17 protein-coding genes are annotated in these 19,215 nt (G+C 64.7%); 4 read left to right on the forward strand and 13 right to left on the reverse strand.

The features are described from left to right. Positions 1-115: 115 nt before the first annotated feature. The 5 genes from H2509_RS16610 to aepX all read right to left on the reverse strand — a co-directional run bounded on the left by H2509_RS16610 (position 116) and on the right by aepX (position 6,378). Complete coding sequence (locus H2509_RS16610; RefSeq protein WP_182167356.1) at positions 116-811, reverse strand: DUF4833 domain-containing protein; 696 nt, start codon at positions 809-811, stop codon at positions 116-118. Positions 812-842: 31 nt separating this feature from the next. Further along, complete coding sequence (locus tag H2509_RS16615; protein WP_182167358.1) at positions 843-2,081, reverse strand: aminotransferase class I/II-fold pyridoxal phosphate-dependent enzyme; 1,239 nt, start codon at positions 2,079-2,081, stop codon at positions 843-845. A 397-nt stretch (positions 2,082-2,478) separates the two neighbouring features. After that, a complete protein-coding gene (locus H2509_RS16620) occupies positions 2,479-3,585 on the reverse strand; it encodes a 2-aminoethylphosphonate--pyruvate transaminase (protein WP_182167360.1) in 1,107 nt (368 codons plus the stop codon). After that, a complete protein-coding gene (aepY, locus tag H2509_RS16625; protein WP_182167368.1) occupies positions 3,582-4,724 on the reverse strand; it encodes a phosphonopyruvate decarboxylase in 1,143 nt (380 codons plus the stop codon). The genes H2509_RS16620 and aepY overlap by 4 nt, the downstream gene beginning before the upstream one ends. Positions 4,725-4,731: 7 nt before the next feature. Beyond that, positions 4,732-6,378: a phosphoenolpyruvate mutase gene (aepX, locus tag H2509_RS16630; RefSeq protein ID WP_209002021.1), complete on the reverse strand. Its 1,647-nt coding sequence runs from the start codon at positions 6,376-6,378 to the stop codon at positions 4,732-4,734. 272 nt (positions 6,379-6,650) lie between these two features. Here aepX and H2509_RS16635 point away from each other — a divergent pair, with 272 nt between their 5' ends. Further along, entirely contained in the window at positions 6,651-7,850 is a 1,200-nt protein-coding gene (locus tag H2509_RS16635; protein WP_328805105.1) for a peptidase C39 family protein, read from the forward strand. Next, positions 7,850-9,313, forward strand: a complete 1,464-nt coding sequence (locus H2509_RS16640; RefSeq protein WP_182167370.1) for a RimK family protein — start codon at positions 7,850-7,852, stop codon at positions 9,311-9,313. Before H2509_RS16635 ends, H2509_RS16640 begins: the two co-directional genes overlap by 1 nt. Positions 9,314-9,322: 9 nt before the next feature. Here H2509_RS16640 and maiA read toward each other — a convergent pair whose 3' ends face one another. From maiA to H2509_RS16680, 8 genes are all read right to left on the reverse strand, one after another. Then, complete coding sequence (gene maiA / locus H2509_RS16645; protein WP_182167372.1) at positions 9,323-9,970, reverse strand: maleylacetoacetate isomerase; 648 nt, start codon at positions 9,968-9,970, stop codon at positions 9,323-9,325. 39 nt (positions 9,971-10,009) lie between these two features. Continuing rightward, on the reverse strand, positions 10,010-10,552 hold the full coding sequence (locus H2509_RS16650; RefSeq protein WP_182167374.1) for a VOC family protein: 543 nt from the start codon (positions 10,550-10,552) through the stop codon (positions 10,010-10,012). A gap of 35 nt (positions 10,553-10,587) precedes the next feature. Next, positions 10,588-10,803, reverse strand: coding sequence for a DUF2783 domain-containing protein (locus H2509_RS16655; RefSeq protein ID WP_182167376.1), 216 nt, complete (start codon positions 10,801-10,803; stop codon positions 10,588-10,590). Next, positions 10,800-12,443 carry an FAD-dependent oxidoreductase gene (locus H2509_RS16660; RefSeq protein WP_182167378.1) on the reverse strand — a complete coding sequence of 548 codons (1,644 nt, stop codon included), beginning with the start codon at positions 12,441-12,443 and terminating at the stop codon, positions 10,800-10,802. Before H2509_RS16660 ends, H2509_RS16655 begins: the two co-directional genes overlap by 4 nt. Before the next feature lie 54 nt (positions 12,444-12,497). Further along, positions 12,498-13,448: an MBL fold metallo-hydrolase gene (locus tag H2509_RS16665; RefSeq protein WP_182167380.1), complete on the reverse strand. Its 951-nt coding sequence runs from the start codon at positions 13,446-13,448 to the stop codon at positions 12,498-12,500. A 20-nt stretch (positions 13,449-13,468) separates the two neighbouring features. After that, complete coding sequence (locus H2509_RS16670; protein ID WP_182167382.1) at positions 13,469-14,482, reverse strand: fumarylacetoacetate hydrolase family protein; 1,014 nt, start codon at positions 14,480-14,482, stop codon at positions 13,469-13,471. Between the two features lie 9 nt (positions 14,483-14,491). Continuing rightward, entirely contained in the window at positions 14,492-15,805 is a 1,314-nt protein-coding gene (gene hmgA / locus H2509_RS16675; RefSeq protein ID WP_182167384.1) for a homogentisate 1,2-dioxygenase, read from the reverse strand. A 98-nt stretch (positions 15,806-15,903) separates the two neighbouring features. Continuing rightward, positions 15,904-16,152 (reverse strand): hypothetical protein, encoded by a 249-nt coding sequence (locus H2509_RS16680; RefSeq protein ID WP_182167386.1) that lies wholly within the window; start codon positions 16,150-16,152, stop codon positions 15,904-15,906. 381 nt (positions 16,153-16,533) lie between these two features. Here H2509_RS16680 and H2509_RS16685 point away from each other — a divergent pair, with 381 nt between their 5' ends. Beyond that, positions 16,534-17,295 (forward strand): hypothetical protein, encoded by a 762-nt coding sequence (locus H2509_RS16685; protein WP_182167389.1) that lies wholly within the window; start codon positions 16,534-16,536, stop codon positions 17,293-17,295. Then, positions 17,292-19,214 (forward strand): adenylate/guanylate cyclase domain-containing protein, encoded by a 1,923-nt coding sequence (locus H2509_RS16690; protein ID WP_182167391.1) that lies wholly within the window; start codon positions 17,292-17,294, stop codon positions 19,212-19,214. The genes H2509_RS16685 and H2509_RS16690 overlap by 4 nt, the downstream gene beginning before the upstream one ends. Position 19,215 lies beyond the last annotated feature (1 nt).

Raw genomic sequence — 19,215 nt, forward strand, 5'->3', positions numbered from 1 at the left:
CGCTATCGAAACCTTCCGCTTGATCGCTTCGCCCTTGAGGCGTTCAGGAGCCCGACCGGCCGCACATTCCGATCCGGCATAGGTGGCATACAGCCTTGGCCGCCCGACGCAAGGTCTATCCGCCGCCAAGACCGATTTTGCCGCCGGATACCGGCACAATCTCGCTCACCGGCTGGCCGGTGGCCTTGTCGTGGCCGAAAACGCGAACCTGCACGACCTCGTCGATAACGCCGCTCTGGTCGACATCCACATAGCCATAGGCAAGAGCGAGTTCGCGCTGTCCGGCCTTGAAGGTGATGGTCGCTTTCCCGGGCTCCTGCTGGACAAGCAGAGCCTTGCGGTCCGGGAAGGCGACGAACCGGACCTCGTAAGCGTCTTGTCCCGGGACAGGCTGGGTCCGGACGCCGAAGGCGAAGCGGTTTTCCAGGAAGCCAAGCGCCTTTTTCTCGCCGCTCGTATTGAAGCGCCGCCAATAGGCCTCGATCGGCCTGGCCGGATCCAGGCGGCCGTCCGGCAGGAAACGCGCCTTGTAGACGACGGTGTTGGAATTGGTGGAACGCTGCAGGAAGAACAGCTGGTCGGGATCGTTCGGTACGGGATATTCCGGGCGAACCGTCGGCAGGGTGCCATGAACCTCGACCGTGGAAGGCAGCGCCCGCACGCCCGCGGCTGCCGCCGGATCGGCTGCCGCAAGCGATATTGCCAGCAGTGCTGCGGCAATCAGGCTGCCCGGCGCGAACGTCGGCGGGCGAAACGATTTTCCCCCGCCCGCGTTCATCAAGGAAGTGAAGATCGTGCTGCCACAAGGCATCGGCACCCTCTTCGCGATTCTCTGGCCTCGTTCAGTGACCGGCCGCGGCAACCGCGACGGTCGGATGACTGTCTACAGCGGCTGCGGCGGTTTCCGCAACGATAGAAATGGTCCGGTCGATCTCCTCGAAGCTGTGTTCGGCGGAAATGAAGAAGCGAATGCGCGGCTGATCCTTCGGCACGCCGATCTGGACGATCGGCGGCGCGTAGACGCCGGCTTCCATAAGAGCCTGCGAAACCAGCATGGTTTGCTGCGGCGTGTCGAAAAGAAGCGGCACGACGCCGTAACCGAGCGCGTCGCCGGTATTCAATCCGGCGGCCCGCGACCGGTTGAGGAAATAGGCCGACTTTTCATGCAGCTCCAGCACCCGTTCGGGGTGATTGCGCAGATAGGTGAGTGCCGCATGCGCGGAGCCCAGGGTCGCGGGCGCAAGGCCGACGCTGTAGACGAAGCCTGGCAGCGTGAAGCGCAGCCAGTCGACCACGCCGCCTTCCGCGCAAATGAACCCGCCGGAAGACACGAAGGATTTCGACAGCGTGCCGACGGTAAGTTCGACCCGTTTCGGATCGATGTCGAAATGCTCGCAGATACCCCGCCCCGTGGCTCCCAGCACGCCGTAGGAATGGGCTTCGTCGAGAAGCAGCCAGGCATCGTGCGCTTCCTTGAGCTCCACCAGGCGCGGCAGGTCGGGAATGTCGCCGTCCATGGAATAGAGCCCTTCGACGACCACGAGTACATGGCGATATGACGCCCGCAGCTCGCCAAGCTTGGCCTCCAGGTCGTCGAGATCGTTATGCGCGAATGTCACGTAGTCGTAGCGCCCGCTCTTCGCGCCGACGAAGATCGAGTTGTGCGCAAGTTCGTCGATCAGGACGAGATCGCGCGGCCCCATCAGGTGATTGATCAGCGTGACATTGGCGAGATAGCCGCTGACCAGCGTCATCGCGCCGCCGACGCCCAGGAAATCCGCCAGGTCGTTCTCGAAAGCGCGATGGGCCGAACGCTCGCCGCCGACGAGGCGCGAGGCGCCGACGCTGCTGCCCAGCATGTGCAGCGCCGCGGATGCTCCGGCAATGATCTGCGGGTGCCGGCTCAGGCCCAGGTAGTCGTAATGCGCGAAGCTGACATAGGGAACGGCATTGCGCTCGCACAGGTCCTTTTGCGCGTCGACCGGCACAAAATAGGGGTTGTGCTGCTCGATAATCGCCTTGCCGGCCAGACGGAATCGACGCTCGGACACAGCCGAAAAACTTGGCCGATCAGGCTTCATGCATTTCTCCCCGCGGCTCGGCCAATCTTTCGGACGGCGATGTCCGTGTCAAACGATTGAAGCAACGCGCCGGTACAGAGTTCTTCTTGGAATTCAGCGGCTTGACTTGCCGATACGGAAGGTTTGGCTGGATCACGCATTTGACTGCGTGTGTCGTTAGCGACAACAAGCACCTGCCGGCGCGCGCTGGAGCGCGCTCGCCGCGCGGACCTGAAGCTTGTCGCACAGGACACACCCGAAAGTTGCTTCACGCCTGCAGCGTGACCGCACCCCTGTTCGTTTTCCCGATAAACGACCCGCCGCGCAATGTCGAGCGAAAGCAGCCGTGCGGACGGGCTTTTGCGTACACATTTCGTATCACTGAGAGGCTTACGCTACGACATGTTGGGCTTGAGCCCTAATGTCCCCTGCGCATCTCCGACACGACGTCGCCCGCCGCCACCAGGAAGGCGGCAATCGTCTGCGGATCGATGGCGCCAATGGTGCCGATCCGGAACGTCCCGCCCTGCTTCATCTTGCCGGCATAGATCGCAAAGCCCCGTTGCCGCAGCAGGTCGTAGAAGGTCGTGAAGTCGAACCACGCATCCTGCGGCTCGAAGAAGGACACGATCACCGGCGCCTGGCGCTCGCGCGGCAGAACCGGCCTGAAACCCAGTTCCTGCATGCCTGTAATCAGCGTGTCGCAATTGGCCGTGTAGCGGCGAAGCCTCGCCTCAGATCCGCCTTCCTCGACAAGCTCGTCGATGGCGGCGCCAAGGGCTGCGATGACATGGGTGGGCGGCGTGTAGCGCCACTGACCGTCCGTCGTCATCTGCCGGTGCTGATCCTCAAGATCGAGGACGAGCGACGGCGAGCGTCCCTTCGACGTCGCAAGATCGGCCTTCCGGCAGATCACGAAAGCCACGCCCGGCGCGCCCTGCAGGCACTTGTTGGCCGAAGCCGCCAGCGCGGCGAACCTCAATTGCCCGGCATCGACCGGCAGCGCGCCGAAGCCGCTCATGGAATCGACGAGGAGCGCCCGCCCGGCCTTCACCACGACGTCGGAGATGGCCTGAAGCGGGTTGAGCAGGCCGGACGTCGTCTCGCAATGGACGGCGGCAACCGCCCTGATCCCCGGATCTTCCGCGAGACGGCGGCCAAGCTCGGCCATGTCGTGCGTCTCGTCCTCGGGGACTTCGTAGACGTCGTGATTGCGGCCGAGCCGGCGGCAGATTTCCACGATGCGGCGTCCGTAGGAGCCGTTGGCGAGCACCAGCGTGCGGCCGTCGGTCGGCGCGAGCGTGGCAATCATCGCCTCCACCGCATAGGTGCCGCTGCCCTGGAGCGGCACGACGGCATAGCTCTCGTCGCAGCCGGCAATCCTTGCGATCTGGCCAATCACGTGCCTGTTCAGCGCAACGAAGGCCTCGTCGCGCGAGCCCCAGTCGCGCAGCATCGCCTGCTTCACCCGCATCGAGGTCGTCAGAGGTCCGGGCGTCAGGAGGATGGGCTCTTCGGCGCTCATTTCGGTCCTGTCAGATAGGTGCGGAAACGGCGGGCGACGTCGGCAGGCGAGACCTTCGGACGGCCGAGCTTCTCGACCTTGCTCGGCGATACCCGCACATGCAGGAGGCGCGGTCCCTTCACCGTAAAAGCCTCGTCAAGAGCGGCATCGAGATCCTCGAGGCGGTCGAGGCGTGCGGCATGGGCATAGCCGGTGGCGCTGGCGATTGCCGCGAAATCGACCCCGGCGGAGACCGTCATCTGGCCGCCGGTCGATTCATGCATGCCGTTATCGAGGATGATGTGGGTCAGGTTGGCGGGCGCTTCCGCGCCGATTGTCGCCAGATTTCCCAGCTTCATCAGCGCCGCGCCGTCGCCGTCGAGTACGATGATCTCGCGGTCGCTGTTGAGTGCAGCACCCAGGCCGATGGCGCTCGCTCCGCCCATCGAGCCCACGACATAGAGGTTCCTCTCATGATCGCCGGCCGTATAGAGTTCGCGCCCGCAAAAGCCGGTCGTCGCGATAACGCCGGCGCCTTGCGGCAGGCGGGCGGTGATACGCTCGATCACCTCGATGCGGCGCGGTGCTTCGCCACCCGTGAACGTACCCTTCGCCACAGCCCTGGGCCGTACCGGCAAGGGCGGCTGGTCGAGTTTCGAGGACGCGACCGACCCCTTGGCGAGAATGAAAGCGTAAGGCGCCTCCGCCTCGCCCATGTGGCGGCCGGCGGCTTCGAGCTTTGACCCGATTTCCGCCTTTTCCGCCGGGAAGGCGTCATGCGGGATACGCATGGTGGCGAGAAGCTCGGCCGTGATCTGGCCCATGAGTTCGTGCTGCGGCTCGTCGGCAAGACCGGGCTCGCCGCGCCAGGTGGTGATCACCAGCGTCGGGATTCGGAAGGGAAAATTCAGCGAAGTCAGCGGGTTGACCGCATTGCCGAGGCCCGAATTCTGGAACATCACCGCCGTCTTGCGGCCGGCGAGCCAGGCGCCGGCGGCGATCGCCACCGCCTCGCCCTCGCTGGTCGCGCCCACATAGCGGGTCGCCGGCGAGGTGATCACCGCATTCATCAGCGGTGTCAGGAAACTGCAGGGCACGCCGCAGAAGAAGTCGAGACCGCTCCGCGCCGCCTCGTCGATGAAGTCTTCGGCCTCGATCATTGGAGGATCACATGGCGTTTCTGGCCTGCGCGAGATCGAGCAGGTCGTTGATGTTCATCCAGTTGCCGGAGACGGTCAGGGCGACGATTTCCTCGCCGCGCGCCATCAGCCGCTTCAGCACGGTGCCGAGTTCCGCCCTGTCGAGGGAACCGTCCTCGCGCATGCGCTCGAGTTCCGCCTTCAGGCGACGCGCGCCGTTGGCCGAGGTGCGCAGCAGGCCGACCCACTCGCCGTCGGCATCCGCGACACCTGGACCGATATCGACCAGCAGGGGCTCCGCGTCGGCATGCAGTTCGCCTGCGTCGCCGGCGCTGAGCTTCACCAGGTCACGGCTTTCGGCATTGCGCGTCTCGCGCTTTTCCATCCAGTTCGGATCGACGAGGATAACGAAATCCTCCTGGCGCTCCATCAGCAGGTTGAGGAAGAACGGGCGGTAGACCACGTCGCCATAGGAGATGATGCAGTCGCCGTTCAGCGCCTGGCGGGCGGCATAGAGGGAGGCCGCCTCGCCCGTGCGTTCGTAGTCGGCGTTGACGACCTTGTTGATGCCGGGCAGGTCGATTGCCTCGGCCCGGTAGCCGGCGACCACGAAGGGTTCCGAGGCGCCGATCCGCGACAGGGCGCGCAGCTGGCGGCCGAGGATCGCCTCGCCGCGCACGTTCAGCATGCATTTCGGCTGGTCGGCGGTCAGGTCGCCCAGATCGTCGCCCCGGGTCGCTGCAAGCACCACGGCATTCGGGCGCGCCTGACCGGAAAGATAGCGGGTTTCCGCCTCCTCCAGCTCGCCGGCATCGGCCAGGGAGAAGACGTCGTTGAGCGGCGCCACTTCGCTTTCGACATCGATCAATGTCTCGTGCTGCTTCAGGCGCGCCGACGTCGCTCGCATCGCCTGGATGGAGGAGCGCAGGTTGTGGTTCGCCCAGATGATCAGCGAGGCACCCGCTTCCCGCAGCGTGTCCGTCGGGGTGCGATAATACTTGGTCGGAATCAGCACGACCGGAACGCGATGATCCCACAACCGGCAGAAGGTCAGGATCTCGTCCGGATCGGCCTTCTTGGAATGGATCACGATCGCATCGGCGCCGGCATCCGCATAGGCCTCGGCGCGACGCAACGCCTCGTCCATGCCGCGCCCGGCGATCAGCGCCTCGATACGGGCGACGATGGAGAAGTCGTCGTGTTCCTGGTTGTCCTTGCCGGCCTTGATCTTGCCGCAGAACTCCTCGATCTCGGTAAGCTGCTGGCCGTCGCCGAGGAACGAATTCGTCTTCGGGAAGACCTTGTCCTCGATGCAAACGCCGGCAATCTGGCGCTGGCAGAGCTTCTTCACCAGCCGCCGGAAATTGTTGAAATTGCCGTAGCCGGTGTCGCCGTCGACCAGAATGGGAATCGAGGTCGCGTCGGACATGAATTCAAGCACGTCCAGCACCTGCGTCCAGGAAAGCTCGTTGTTGTCGCGCACCCCGAGCGCGGCCGAAATCGACAGGCCCGAGGCCCAGATGCCGTCGAAACCGGCTTCCTCGACGATCTTCGCCGAAAGGCCGTTATGGGCCTCCATGATGAAATTCGTGCCGGGGCCGGTCAGAAGGCTGCGCAGCATCGTGAATTTCGAGGGTTTTTCGGTCATCTGGATGTCCGGGCTGTTGACGTTCAAGGATAGGCCTCCCGACCTTGGGCGGGTTCGCGGGGACAATCGCCAGCCCGAGTGGCCGGCACAAAGCCGAAACGACCTAGCATGCTTTGCCGACTGACGGTAGCCCGGAAGCCGGCCGGCCGGAAACAGCCGGCATCGAAAACTGCCGCAGGGAAATCCGCCTTCGCGAATTCCTTTGCGGCGCAGCCGGCAAAGTCCTATATCTCGCGCGATAAGGGCGCGCTTCCGGAAGGTCCGGGTGAGGTGCAGCCCCTTCATGGACGAAGGCCAAGGTGGACAATCCGTCCCGCAAGGGCATGCCGGAAATTGCGGCCGGCACGCCCGCATCCGATACCGCACCCGTATTGCGCCCCGCCGGTGCCGGCGATCTCGAAGCCCTTGTCGCACTTGAGAACCGGCTCTTTTCCTCGGACCGGATCTCCAGGCGCAACTTCCGCCAGTTTTTGAAGAGCCCGACGGCGGTCGTGATCGTCGCCGACATGGGAGGCGGCCTGGCCGGATACGCCCTGGTGCTCTTTCGCGCCAAGACCGCGCTTGCGCGCCTCTATTCCATCGCCGTCGCGCCCGAATTCCAGGGCAGGGGCCTTGGCCTCTCCCTGCTCAGGGCGGCCGAGCAGGCGGCCTACGATCACGACCGGCTGTTCCTGCGCCTGGAAGTGCGGGAGGACAACGAGGCCGCACGCCACATCTACGACCGGGCGGGCTACAAGCGGATCGGCCGTATCGAGCACTATTATGAGGACGGCGAGGCTGCGCTAAGGATGGAAAAGCGCCTGCATGGCGGCCATCCGGTGACGAATGCCGTTCCCTTCTTTCCCCAGACGACCGACTTCACCTGCGGTCCCGCCTGCCTGCGCATGGCGCTTGGCGCTTTCGGGAAGGAAGAAGCCCGCGACGAATTGTCGGAACTGAGGTTGTGGCGCGAGGCGACGACGATCTATCTCGCCTCCGGCCTCGGCGGCTGCGAGCCTTTCGGCCTGGCGGTTGCCGCGCGCAGGCGCGGGCTCCATGTCGAAATCCGGGTCAGCCATGACGATTTCTTCTTTCTCGCTTCCGTGCGCGACGAGGAAAAGCGCCGCGTCATGCGGCTGGTGCAGGAGGATTTCCGCAAGGAGGCCGCCGCGATGGGCATCCCGGTCGCCGGTGAGCCGCTTTCGGGCCGGGAGCTTGGCCAGCGGGCCAGAGCCGGCACCTTGTCGATCGTGCTGATTTCCGGCTACGGCATGTATCGCAAGAAGGAGCCGCACTGGATCCTGGTGCATGGCGCGGACGACCGCCACGTGATCGTCCACGATCCGTGGCTGGAACCGGAGGTCGCCACGGGAACCAAGCCGGTGAAGCCGGACGCCATTTCCGAAAGCGCGACGGATGCCGCGCATCTTCCCATTCCTTTCGACGCCTTCGAGCGCATGGCGCGCTGGGGAACGCAGGGCGTCAAGGCGCAAATCCTGATCAGCAAGGACCCCGATTGATGGCGACCTGGGTCATTCTCGTCGACAATCCCAAGGATCTCCCGAACTCCGAAACGCCGCACAAGGTGATGACGGTGCGTGAATACATCACGCGGCCGAAGCTCTTTGCCGGCGCCCATCCGACGATCCTCAATCTCTCCCGCTCCTATGCCTATCAGGGCGGCGGCTACTACGCCTCGCTCTTGGCGGAGGCGCGCGGCCACCGGGTGGTCCCGGGCGTGGAGACGATGACGGAGCTCTCCAGGAAGGCGCTCTATCAGCCGGCCCTGCCGGAGCTGGAAGACCGCCTCAACAAGACGCTTGCCCGGATGGCCCATGCGCCGGCAACGGGTTTCAAGCTGATCGTCTGCCTCGGCCAGGCGGCCGATGCGGCCTATGAACCATTTGCAAGGCTGCTGTTCGACTGGTTCCGCGTGCCGATCCTGGAAGTCACGGTCAAGGCCGGCGACTGGCGTAATATCGACAGGATCCGGCCGCTTCCCGTCACCGATCTCGACGGGGACGGCCGGGCGCTGCTGGCCAGGGCGCTGGAGACCTACACGCGACGCTCGTGGCGGGCGCCCAAGCAGCGCGTGCCGCTGAAATACGCGCTCGCCGTCCTCAACGACCCGAAGGATCCGCTGCCGCCTTCCTCGCAGGCCTCGCTGAAATACCTCGCCAAGGTGGCGCTGCGCCACGGCGTGGAAGTGGTGCCGATCGGCAAGGGGGATCTGGAGAAGCTCGCCCAGTTCGACGCGCTGTTCATCCGCGAGACAACCTCGATCGACAATCACACCTACCGCTTCGCGCGGCGCGCCGTCTTCGAGGGCATGCCGGTCATTGACGATCCGGTGTCGATGATCCGCTGCACCAACAAGGTCTATCTCGCCGAGCTGCTGGAGAGCCATGGCGTGCCGACGCCGAAAACCGCGATCCTTTCCACCATGAAGGACGCCGATGGGCTTGGCGAGAAGCTCGGCTGGCCGATCGTGCTGAAAATCCCGGACGGCTCCTTCTCGCGCGGCGTCTTCAAGGTCGATGGCCCGGAGATGCTTGCGGCCAAGATGAAGGAGCTTTTCGAGGAGTCCGACGTGCTGCTGGCGCAGGAATTCTGCCCCACCAGCTTCGACTGGCGGATCGGCGTGCTCGACGGCAAGCCGCTCTTTGCCTGCCAGTACCTCATGGCGAAGAAGCACTGGCAGATCGTCCGGCACGAGAAGGGCAAGGCGGCCGAGGAAGGCCACTTCAGGTCCTGTTCGCTGCTGGAAGCGCCGCCGTCCGTCGTGGAGACGGCCGTGAGGGCCGCGCGTTTGATCGGCAACGGGCTCTATGGCGTCGACCTGAAGCAGATCGGCGACAATGTCGTCGTCATCGAGGTCAACGACAACCCGAACCTCGACCATGGGGTGGAGGATTCGGCTGAAAAGGACATGGTCTGGGACCGATTGATCCGCTGGTTTCTAACTCGTCTCGAGGCAGGATAGGCCTTTCGCTCAATCCGGCGGCGGACCGACCCGATCCGGATGGGCGGCGGCGAAGGCGTCGATCGCGGCGCAGCGGTCGCCAATGCTCCTTAGCCGCGAGCAGGCGGAAATGTCGGCGCCCCATCGCTCGGCATTGTAGAGCTGCGGCACGAGGCAGAGATCGGCCATGGTGGGCGTATCGCCATGGCAGAAGGTGCCGGTCTGCGGCGCGTCCAGCATCGCCTCGAAGGCCCGCAGCCCCTCGCCGATGAATTTCCGCATCCACTCCACGCGCACGCTCTCGTCGCCGCCGGCAAGTTTCATGACATGGCCGGCCACCGACATGTTGCAGACGGGATGGATCTCCATGGCAATCGCATAGGACAGAGCGCGCACGCGATGGCGGCCCGCCGCGTCGTCCGGCAGCAGACCGGAGCCGGCGCGGGTCTCGTTCAGGTATTCGATGACGGCAAGCGACTGGGTAAGCGTCAACCCGTCTATTTCAAGCGTCGGCACAAGACCTTGCGGGTTGCGCCCAAGATTGGGCGGCGCCTTGTGCTCGCCCTTCAACAGGTTGACCGGCGCCGCGTCGTAGGCGATGCCGAGCAGGTTGAGCGCGATCCGCACCCGGTACGCGGCCGAGGAACGCCAGTAGTCATAAAGAACCGCTTCCGCCACGCCGCATCTCCCCTGAGGTCCCGCGCGTCCGCATGCCGGTCAAAGGCCGGATAGTTCCTTCTCGTGCATCCATGCGGCGTGTTTCGGCGCGCGCTTGGTCCGCGACCATTCCTCCAGCATGTCCCACTTCACTGCGTCGAGCTTTGCCAGCATCGCCTCCTCCTTCGGGTCCGGGCAGGCCAGTTCGATGCGATGGCCGTTGGGATCGAAGAAGTAGATGGAATGGAAGATCGAATGGTCGGTGACGCCGAGCACCTCGATGCCGTTGGCCTCCAGCCTTTCCTTGAAGGCCAGCAGCGTCTCGCGGTCCTTCACCTTGAAGGCGATGTGCTGGACCCAGACCGGCGTATTGGGATCGCGGCCCATTGCCGGCTTGGTCGGCAGTTCGAAGAAGGCAAGTACGTTGCCGTCGCCCGCATCGAGGAAGATGTGCATGTAGGGGTCGGGCTCATGGGTCGACGGCACGCGATCCTCGGCAATCGCCAGGATGAAATCCATGTTGAGGTTCTTCGTGTACCAGTCGACCGTTTCCTTCGCGTCCTTGCAGCGATAGGCGACGTGATGGATCTTCTCGATCTTCATGGGGCTCGTCCTTTCCTGAACGATATGAAGCCGGCTCAGGTGTTTCCGCCAGCCGGGTGCCTGGCTGCGAGCGCGGCCGAAAGCGCCTGTTTCAGCACGGACTGATCGCCGATGTGATTGGCGAGGATCAGGATCAACCGGGCGTTCAGCGCATCGCTCTCCGCCTTGGAAAGCCCCTCATGGGCGGCAAGCAGGGCTGCGTAGAAATCGTCCGGCCGGGAAAGATTGGCCTTGAGCTGCAACTCGCTCATCGCTCGTCATCCTCTTGATCTGGCTCTTGTCTGGCCCGACCCGTCGCCTTCCTCAGGGCAAGGCGCAGGTTTTCCTCGTGATAGGCGGTCCAGCGGGCCGCCACATGCTGGTCCGGCCGGATGAGATAGACGGCGCTGCGGGCCTCGCCGAGATAGCGCTCGGAGAGGGCGGGCGCCCGCCCGTCCCGCGCCGACAGCGCGAGGCGGTCGATCCCGATGCCGTCGATCTCGATATGGTCGGGCGCATCCGCGTCGATCGTCAGCAGGCGGAAACCGTTTCCGAGATGTGACAGCAGCCAGCCATCGGCAATCGGCGCATCCGCACAGGGCGCCCCGGGGCGCGAGCGAGCCGGCATCACTGCCACGTCCGGCCCGTTCAGCGGCGAGCCGTCATAGATCGCCGGCACCGACAGGCGCCCGGAATTGACGATCGGCCGGGCGAATTCGAAATGCCCTGCAAGATCGAGCACCGCATCGCGGAAGACGCGGCTTTGCTCGGATTTCGGCGTGATGAAGTCGGTGGAACGGGTGGAATTCAGGATATTCTCGTCGGCGGCGAGGATGCGCTCGTCGTCATAGCTGTCGAGCAGGCTCTCCGGCGCCTTGTCGTCGATCACGAGTTTCAGCTTCCAGACCAGATTGTCGGTGTCCTGCAGGCCGGAATTGGCGCCGCGCGCGCCGAATGGCGACACCTGATGCGCGCTGTCGCCGGCAAAGATCACCCGGCCATGGCGGAACTTCTCCATGCGCCGGCACTGGAAGGTGTAGATCGACACCCATTCCAGCTCGAAATTCGCATCGTCGCCCAGCATCGCCTTGAGGCGGGGAATGACGTTTTCCGGGCGCTTTTCCTTCTCCTTGTCGATATCCCAGCCAAGCTGGAGATCGATGCGCCAGACATTGTCGGGCTGCTTGTGCAGCAGGGCCGACTGCCCCTTGTTGAAGGGCGGATCGAACCAGAACCAGCGTTCGGTGGGGAACCGCGCTTCCATCCGGACATCGGCGATCAGGAAATTGTCCTCGAACACCCGGCCGACGAAATCGAGGCCCATCATCGAGCGCACCGGGGAACCCGCGCCGTCGCAGGCAATCACCCAGCCGGCATCGATGGAATAGGGCCCGTCCGGCGTGTCGACGGTAAGGCGCACGCCGTTTTCGCCGGCATCGAGCGCGGTGACGGTGTTCCGCCCACGCAATTCGATCGGCTTGCCGGCCGCCTGGAGGTCCAGCACCCGGTCGACGAGAAATTTCTCGAAATAATACTGCTGGAGATTGATGAAGGCCGGCCGCTTGTGGTCCTCCTCCGGCAACAGGTTGAATTCATAGACCTTGCGGTCGCCGAAGTAGACCTTGCCGAGGTTCCAGACGACGCCCTTCTCCACCATCTCGTCGCCGCAGCCAAGCCGGTCGAGGATCTCGAGCGGCCGCTTCGCAAAGCAGATGGCGCGCGAACCCCAGCTCACCTTGTCGTTTTCGTCCAGCACGACCACGGGCACGTCCTGCAGCGCCAGATCGATCGCCGCCGCAAGCCCGATGGGACCGGCGCCGATCACCACCACGCCATGATGCGCCGGCTCCGAACTGTCCTGATCCGCCGACCGCCGATAGGGATAGAGCGGCGTCTCGAATATCCGTGTCATCGTTCCTCCCGGCACCGTTTCTTCGACGGCTAATCACTTGCCTTTCACCGGGGCCTAACCCTGCAGCGCTTCCCACATCTCCTTGTCGCGCTCGGCGGTCCAGATGCGCGGCGTATCCATGCCGAGTGCCTCGTCATAAGCGCGCGCGACATTGAAGGGCAGGCAGTGCTCGTAAATGGCGAAGGAACCGAATTTCGGGTCGCAATCGGCCCGCACGGCCGCGAAGGCTTCCTTCAGCGAACCGCCGCGGGCGGCGACGGCCGCCGCCGGGCGATAGGTGGAGGCGACGAAGTCGCGTGTGCTTTCGATGGCCGCGGAAACCATCTCGCGACCGACCAGCGCATCGCCCCGCCCCGGCGCGATGGCACGCGGATCGAAGGCCTTGATGGCGTCGAGCGTCCTGCCCCAGTCGGCGAAATGGCCGTCGCCGCAATAGCAGGCCGAGTGGTATTCGACGATGTCGCCGGTGAACATGACACCCTCGTCCGGCACCCAGGCGACAATATCGCCGGCCGTATGCGCCCGGCCGAGATGCATGAGGTCGACCCGGCGATTGCCGAGGTAGAGCGTCATCTTCGTGGCGAAGGTCATCGTCGGCCAGGTGAGGCCGGGGATCGATTCATGCCCCTGGAACAGGCGCGGGAAGCGGGCGAATTCCGAATCCCAGTCCTCCTGGCCGCGCTCATGCACCATCGCCCGGCATTTTTCCGAGGCGATGATCTGTTCGGCGCCATAGGCGGAAGCGCCCAGCACGCGCACGGCGTGGTAATGCGACAAGACGACATACCGGATCGGCTTGTCGGTGACGTTACGGATCTTCTCCACCACCTTGTGCGCCAGCCGCGGGGTTGCCTGCGCATCGACGACCATCACGCAGTCGTCGCCGATGATGACGCCGGTATTGGGGTCGCCCTCGGCGGTGAAGGCCCACAGATCGCGACCGATCTCGGTGAAGGAGATTTTCTTCTCCGCCATGTCGCCCTGGGACGCGAAGGCTTTCGCCATTGCTCTGCTCCTTGCGAGATTCAGTGTTCGTGGCGCTCGACCGTCTGCTCGATGGCGCCGAAAATGGAATGGCCGGCCTTATCGCGCATCTCGATCCTGACCGTGTCGCCGAAGCGCAGGAAGGGCGTCTTCGGCCCGCCCGTCTCGATGGTCTCGATCATGCGGATCTCGGCGATGCAGGAATAGCCGACGCCGCCCTGGTCGACCGGCTTGCCGGGACCGCCGTCCAGCTTGTTGGAGACGGTGCCGGACCCGATGACGGAACCGGCGCAAAGCGGGCGGGTCTTGGCGGCATGGGCGATCAGCGTCGGGAAGTCGAAGGTCATGTCGACGCCGGCTTCCGCCCGCCCGAAGGGCTGGCCGTTGAGATCGACGCAAAGGGGCAGATGCACCTTGCCGCCGTCCCACGCCTCGCCCAGTTCGTCCGGCGTCACCGCAACCGGCGAGAAGGCCGAGGAGGGCTTGGACTGGAAGAAGCCGAAGCCCTTGCCGAGTTCCGCCGGGATCAGGCCGCGCAGGCTGACGTCATTGACCAGCATGACGAGGCGGATCGCGGCGGCGGCTTCCTCCACGCTCGCCCCCATCGGCACGTCGTCGACGATGACGGCGATCTCGCCCTCCATGTCGATACCCCAGGCCTCGTCGGCCATGCGGATCGGTGCGCGGGGGGCGAGGAAGCTGTCCGAGCCGCCCTGGTAGATCAGCGGATCGCTCCAGAAGCTCGCCGGCATTTCCGCGCCGCGCGCACGGCGCACCAGCTCGACATGGTTCACATAGGCCGAGCCGTCCGCCCATTGATAGGCGCGCGGCAGCGGAGAGAGCGCCAGGTGCTCATGGAAGCGCAAGGAAGGCACCGCATCGTGCGCAAGACTCTCGCAGAGCACTTCCAGTTTTGGCGCAACGGTCGCCCAGTCGTCGAGCGCCGCCTGCAGGGTCGGCGCGATGCGGGCGGCTTCCGTACAGCGGGTGAGGTCTTGCGAGACGACGACGAGCAGGCCGTCTCGGGTACCGTTGTTGAGGGTCGCAAGCTTCATCTTCAGTCCCTAATCCCAGTTTCCTTCGGGCGTGCCGTTGAAGCGTTTCTTCAGGCCGGTCCAGCAATCGAGATAGTTGTCCTGGAGCGTGTCAAGCTCGGCGGCGAAACGGGTGAGGTGCTGCGGGAAGCGGGTCTCGAACATGAAGGCCATGGTGCCGGTGAGCTTCATCGGCTGGAGCTCGGCACCCGACGCCTTTTCAAAGCCCATGGTGTCCGGCCCGTGCGGCAGCATCATGTTGTGCAGGCTCATGCCGCCCGGCACGAAGCCTTCCTCCTTGGCGTCGTACTGGCCGTAGATCAGGCCCATGAACTCCGACATGATGTTGCGGTGGTACCAGGGCGGACGGAAGGTGTGCTCGGCCACCATCCAGCGCTCGGGGAAAATGACGAAGTCGATATTGGCCGTGCCCGCCTCGCCCGACGGCGCCGTCAGCACGGTGAAGATCGACGGATCCGGGTGGTCGAACAGGATCGCGCCGACCGGCGAATAGGTGCGAAGGTCGTACTTGTAGGGCGCGTAATTACCGTGCCAGGCCACCACGTCGAGCGGCGAATGGCCGATCTCCGTCACATAGAAACGGCCGCACCACTTTACCGTCAGCCGGCAAGGGGTTTCCTTCTCCTCGTACCAGGCGACCGGCGTCTTGAAGTCGCGCGGATTGGCAAGGCAGTTGGCGCCGATCGGACCGCGATCCGGCAGGGTGAATTTGGCGCCGTAATTCTCGCAGACATAGCCGCGCGAGGTCTCTTCCAGCGGCTCGACCTTGAAGATCATTCCACGCGGCAGCACGCAGATTTCCGCCGGCGTCACGTCCATCACGCCCATTTCGGTATGGACGCGCAGTCCGCCCTGCTGCGGCACCACGAGCAGTTCGCCATCGGCATTGAAGAAATAGTCGTCGACCATCGCCTCGTTCAGCACGTAGGCGTGGGCGGCCATGCCAACCTGGGTGTGGACATCGCCCGCCGTCGTCATGGTGCGCATGCCGGCGATGAAATCGGTTGGTCGGTTCGGCAGGGGAAGCGGGTTCCAGCGCAACTGGCCCAGCGCCATCTCGTGGTCTGCGATATTGGGCGCCGTCTTCCAGTGATCGTTGGAGACCGGCTGGAAGCGGCCGGTGTGACGGACCGACGGGCGGATGCGATAGAGCCAGGAGCGCTCGTTGGTGCCGCGCGGCGCAGTGAAGGGCGAGCCCGACAGCTGCTCGGCATAGAGCCCATAGGCGCAGCGCTGCGGCGAATTCTGGCCTTGCGGCAGGGCACCGGGCAAGGATTCCGTCTCGAAATCATTGCCGAAACCCGGCATGTAGCGGAGCGTCATGAGCGTTCCTCCTCGATCCGACGCCAATTAGTTACGTTTGTAACTTTATATTTGCAGCCAATCAACCGGCAAGACGACACCCGGCACCGCGCTGGGATTCAGACCTTGAAAACAAACAGATAAACGGCAAGAGCGGCCAGCCAGACGCAGCAGCCGATCCACCCGGCGGCCCGCGACGACACGATGTGGCCACCGCCCTGCCGCCGTTTCAGGCCGAAATGGTTGAAGCCCGTCATGGTGACGCCGAGCGGTTCGACCGACCACCGGCCGAAGCTGATGACGGGCAATATAGCGCGCGCGGTCCAGTAGCCGATAAGCTCGTAGAAAATCGTTATCAGTTCCGCCAATGGCCTGCTCCCCGAACGCACCTGCTCGCTATTGTTGCAGGAGGAAAAGCCTGCGATCCAGCCGGAAATGTCCCCGATGCTTAAGAGATTGCGTTAGAGCATATCCCGCCAAATCTGAATCGGATTTGGCGATCAGGATATGCTCAAAGCATTGATCCTGTAGCGATTTCTTGTCACGCAAGCGATCCCGCTTTCGTGGAAAGCGCTCTAGGAAATGAGGCGGAAGGTCGCCTTCGGCGCGACGGAACTGCCTCTCTCATACCCTTGAAATCCCTTGCTTCCGCCGCAATTCGGTCACCGCCCTGTGGTGGAAAATTCGCAGGGTTTTCGAAGATTCGACGCCGCCTCATTTCATCGATGGCGTCAGCAAGGAGTGAGACCATGCCGGTTTCCATCAAGCGTTTTGCCACACTTCCCCTCGGCGCCGCCGTGCTTCTGGGCGGCCTTGCGCTTGGGTCCGCGGCGGCCTTTGCCGAGCCGGTGGCGATGGTGCTCGACGTTTCCGAAGGTTCGGAGATCGCCCCGTTCACCGAACTTTCCGACGGCGAAGTGCTGGAATTGGGCACGGAGATCCGTGTCGAACTGCTCGACTATCGCAAGTGCCGGGAGATCGCGGTCATCGGCGGCAAGGTCAGCGCCACCCCCGAAGGGCTGGAAGTGACGGAAGGCGAGATGTCGGAGTTGCGGCCCGGCAAGTGTATCCAGAAGGCGGACGCCGGCAGCCTGCCCGCGGCCGGAGGAGCGGGCCTCGCCAATTCGCCCGGCCAGGCGGCGATCAACGATGCGGCGGGACCGGCGACAGCGCCGGCGCAGGCCGCTCCCGGCGGCAATCCGCAGCCGGTCGAGACCGCAGATGCGGGCGCTTCGTCGCCCCAGTCCAAGGCCGCCTCCGTGCTGCTGCGCTTCGACGGCGCGATGCGCGAGCGCTACGACAACGTCTTCGTTTCCATCGACGGCGGCGCGCCGCAGCGTTTCGCCATCGACGATCCGATCCTGACCGAAATGCCGCTGGACGGCGAGGGCGAGGTGGAACTGCGGCTGGAAGGTGCGGACGGCTCCGCCGAAACGCCGGCCGAGACGCGCAAGTTCACGCTCGACGATCCGGAAGACGGCAGGGCAACCTCGGTGATCCTCGTGAAGTGACAGCGGTGCAGTCCGCCGCCCAGTTTCAGCGCAAGCTGCTGATCGCGCTGACCGCCTGTGCCGCCGGCATTGCTGCCGGCTATCTGTCGATCGGCGCGATCTTCGAGGGCGGCTTCACCGACCGTCTGCTGCAGGCGCGTGCCGCGTTGGTCAACGACCGGGCGCAGGTGCGCAAGCCGGTCGCCGTGGTCGGCCTCGACATGAAGGCGCTGACATCGGACCGGCTCAAGCATATTCCGCGCGTCTTCATGACCGGCGCCCTTGCGGAAGCCGGCGATATCCTGCTCGATGCGGGCGCGAAGGGTATCGGCTTCGACTTTGTCTTTGCCTTCTCGACAGACGATTTCATCGATCCTCAGACCGGTGAGGCGCGTCTTCGCGGCTATGACCGCGGCTTCCTGCAATTCCTCTATCAGAACCGCGGCAGGGCCTTCGTCGCCCGCACCCATTCGAGTGAGCCGCACCGGCGCATCGCCGCCGCCATCGGCGCCGACGGCGTCAAGAGCACCGAAGTGCTGACCGACAGCGACGGCATCGTGCGCCGTCATGCGCCGGCCGCCGATCTTGCCGCCTCGCCCTCCTTCCAGGACGCCCTGCTGGCACTTGGCGGCGGCAAGGCGGTTGCGCCCTATCGCAGCCTGCCCACCCGCAGGGTGCAGAGCGACATCCCCTATCTCTCGCTCGTCGACCTGATCCAGTGCGCCGATACCGAAGAAGGCCGCATGGCGCTGCGCGACTTTGCGGAAGACCGCGTCATTCTTTTCGGCTCGACCATGCCAAACGAGGACGCCCATCTCTACACCGACCGCTACCTCGACCGGGCGCCACCCCCATCCGGCGCCCCCTGCGCCGGGCAGGCCGCGCCAAGAGGTTCGTCGACTTCCGGCGTCTTCGTTCTGGCGGATCTCGTCGGCGCGCCGCTGACGGGCGATATCGCGACCGATGCCGGACCGCTTGCCGTCCTTGTGCTGATCGCTTTGTTCGCGACGGCTGGCGCGGCGGCGGGGCTTGCCACCCAGGCCGCACTGCTGCCGGTTGCCGCGCTCGGCATCGTCGCCGCCGGTTTCCTGCCGCCACTGGCGGCCCTCGGCTTTGGCATAGCGCTGCCTTCCGTCGCCGCAGCCGCTTCCGGTTCGGTGGCGCTCGTCATCGCCGGTCTTGCCAAGATCGGGCTGCTGACCCGGCGCGAGCGCCAGCTCATGCGTCTGTTTGCCCACTATCTTTCGCCGCATGTCATCAAGAAGATGGCCGATCAGGAGAGCCTGCCCGGACTGGGCGGCGAGAAGCGCGCCGTCACCGTCGCCTTCATCGACATCATCGGCTTTACCAAGCTGGCCGAACGGCTGTCGGACCACGAGGTCGTCGCCGTCGTCAACGACTGCTTCGACGGCATCGGCGAAGCGATCATCGAGTCGGAAGGCTTCATCGACAAATATATCGGCGACGCCATCATGGCGGTGTGGAACGCGCCGAACGACGTGGCCGAACCGGAAAGACGGGCAGTCGAGGCGGCGCGGCGGATCATCGCCATGGTGCCGGAACTGCGCCGCCGCACGGGCGTGGCGACGCTCGACCTGCGCGTGGCGCTGCATTCCGGCGAAGCACTGGTCGGCCATATCGGCGGCCGCAGCAGGCGCTCCTTCACCGTCATGGGCACAACGGTGAACATCGCCGCAAGGATCGAGGAAATCGCCAGCGAACGCGGCATCCACCTGGCGATGAGCCAGCCGGTCGCCGACGCGATGGGAGACGAAGCCGGCCTCGCTGCCGTGTGGCGCGGCCAGATGCGCGGCCTTTCCCAGGAGACAGCCGTCTACACCTTGAAGACGCAGGGCGAAGCATTCGACGACGCCGCCGCCGAGGACGACCTCCCGGCCAATGTTATTGCCCTCAACCGGCACGGCCGGGACTCCGGCTGAG

The sequence above is a fragment of the Stappia albiluteola genome (assembly GCF_014050225.1).
GTDB lineage: Bacteria > Pseudomonadota > Alphaproteobacteria > Rhizobiales > Stappiaceae > Hongsoonwoonella > Hongsoonwoonella albiluteola.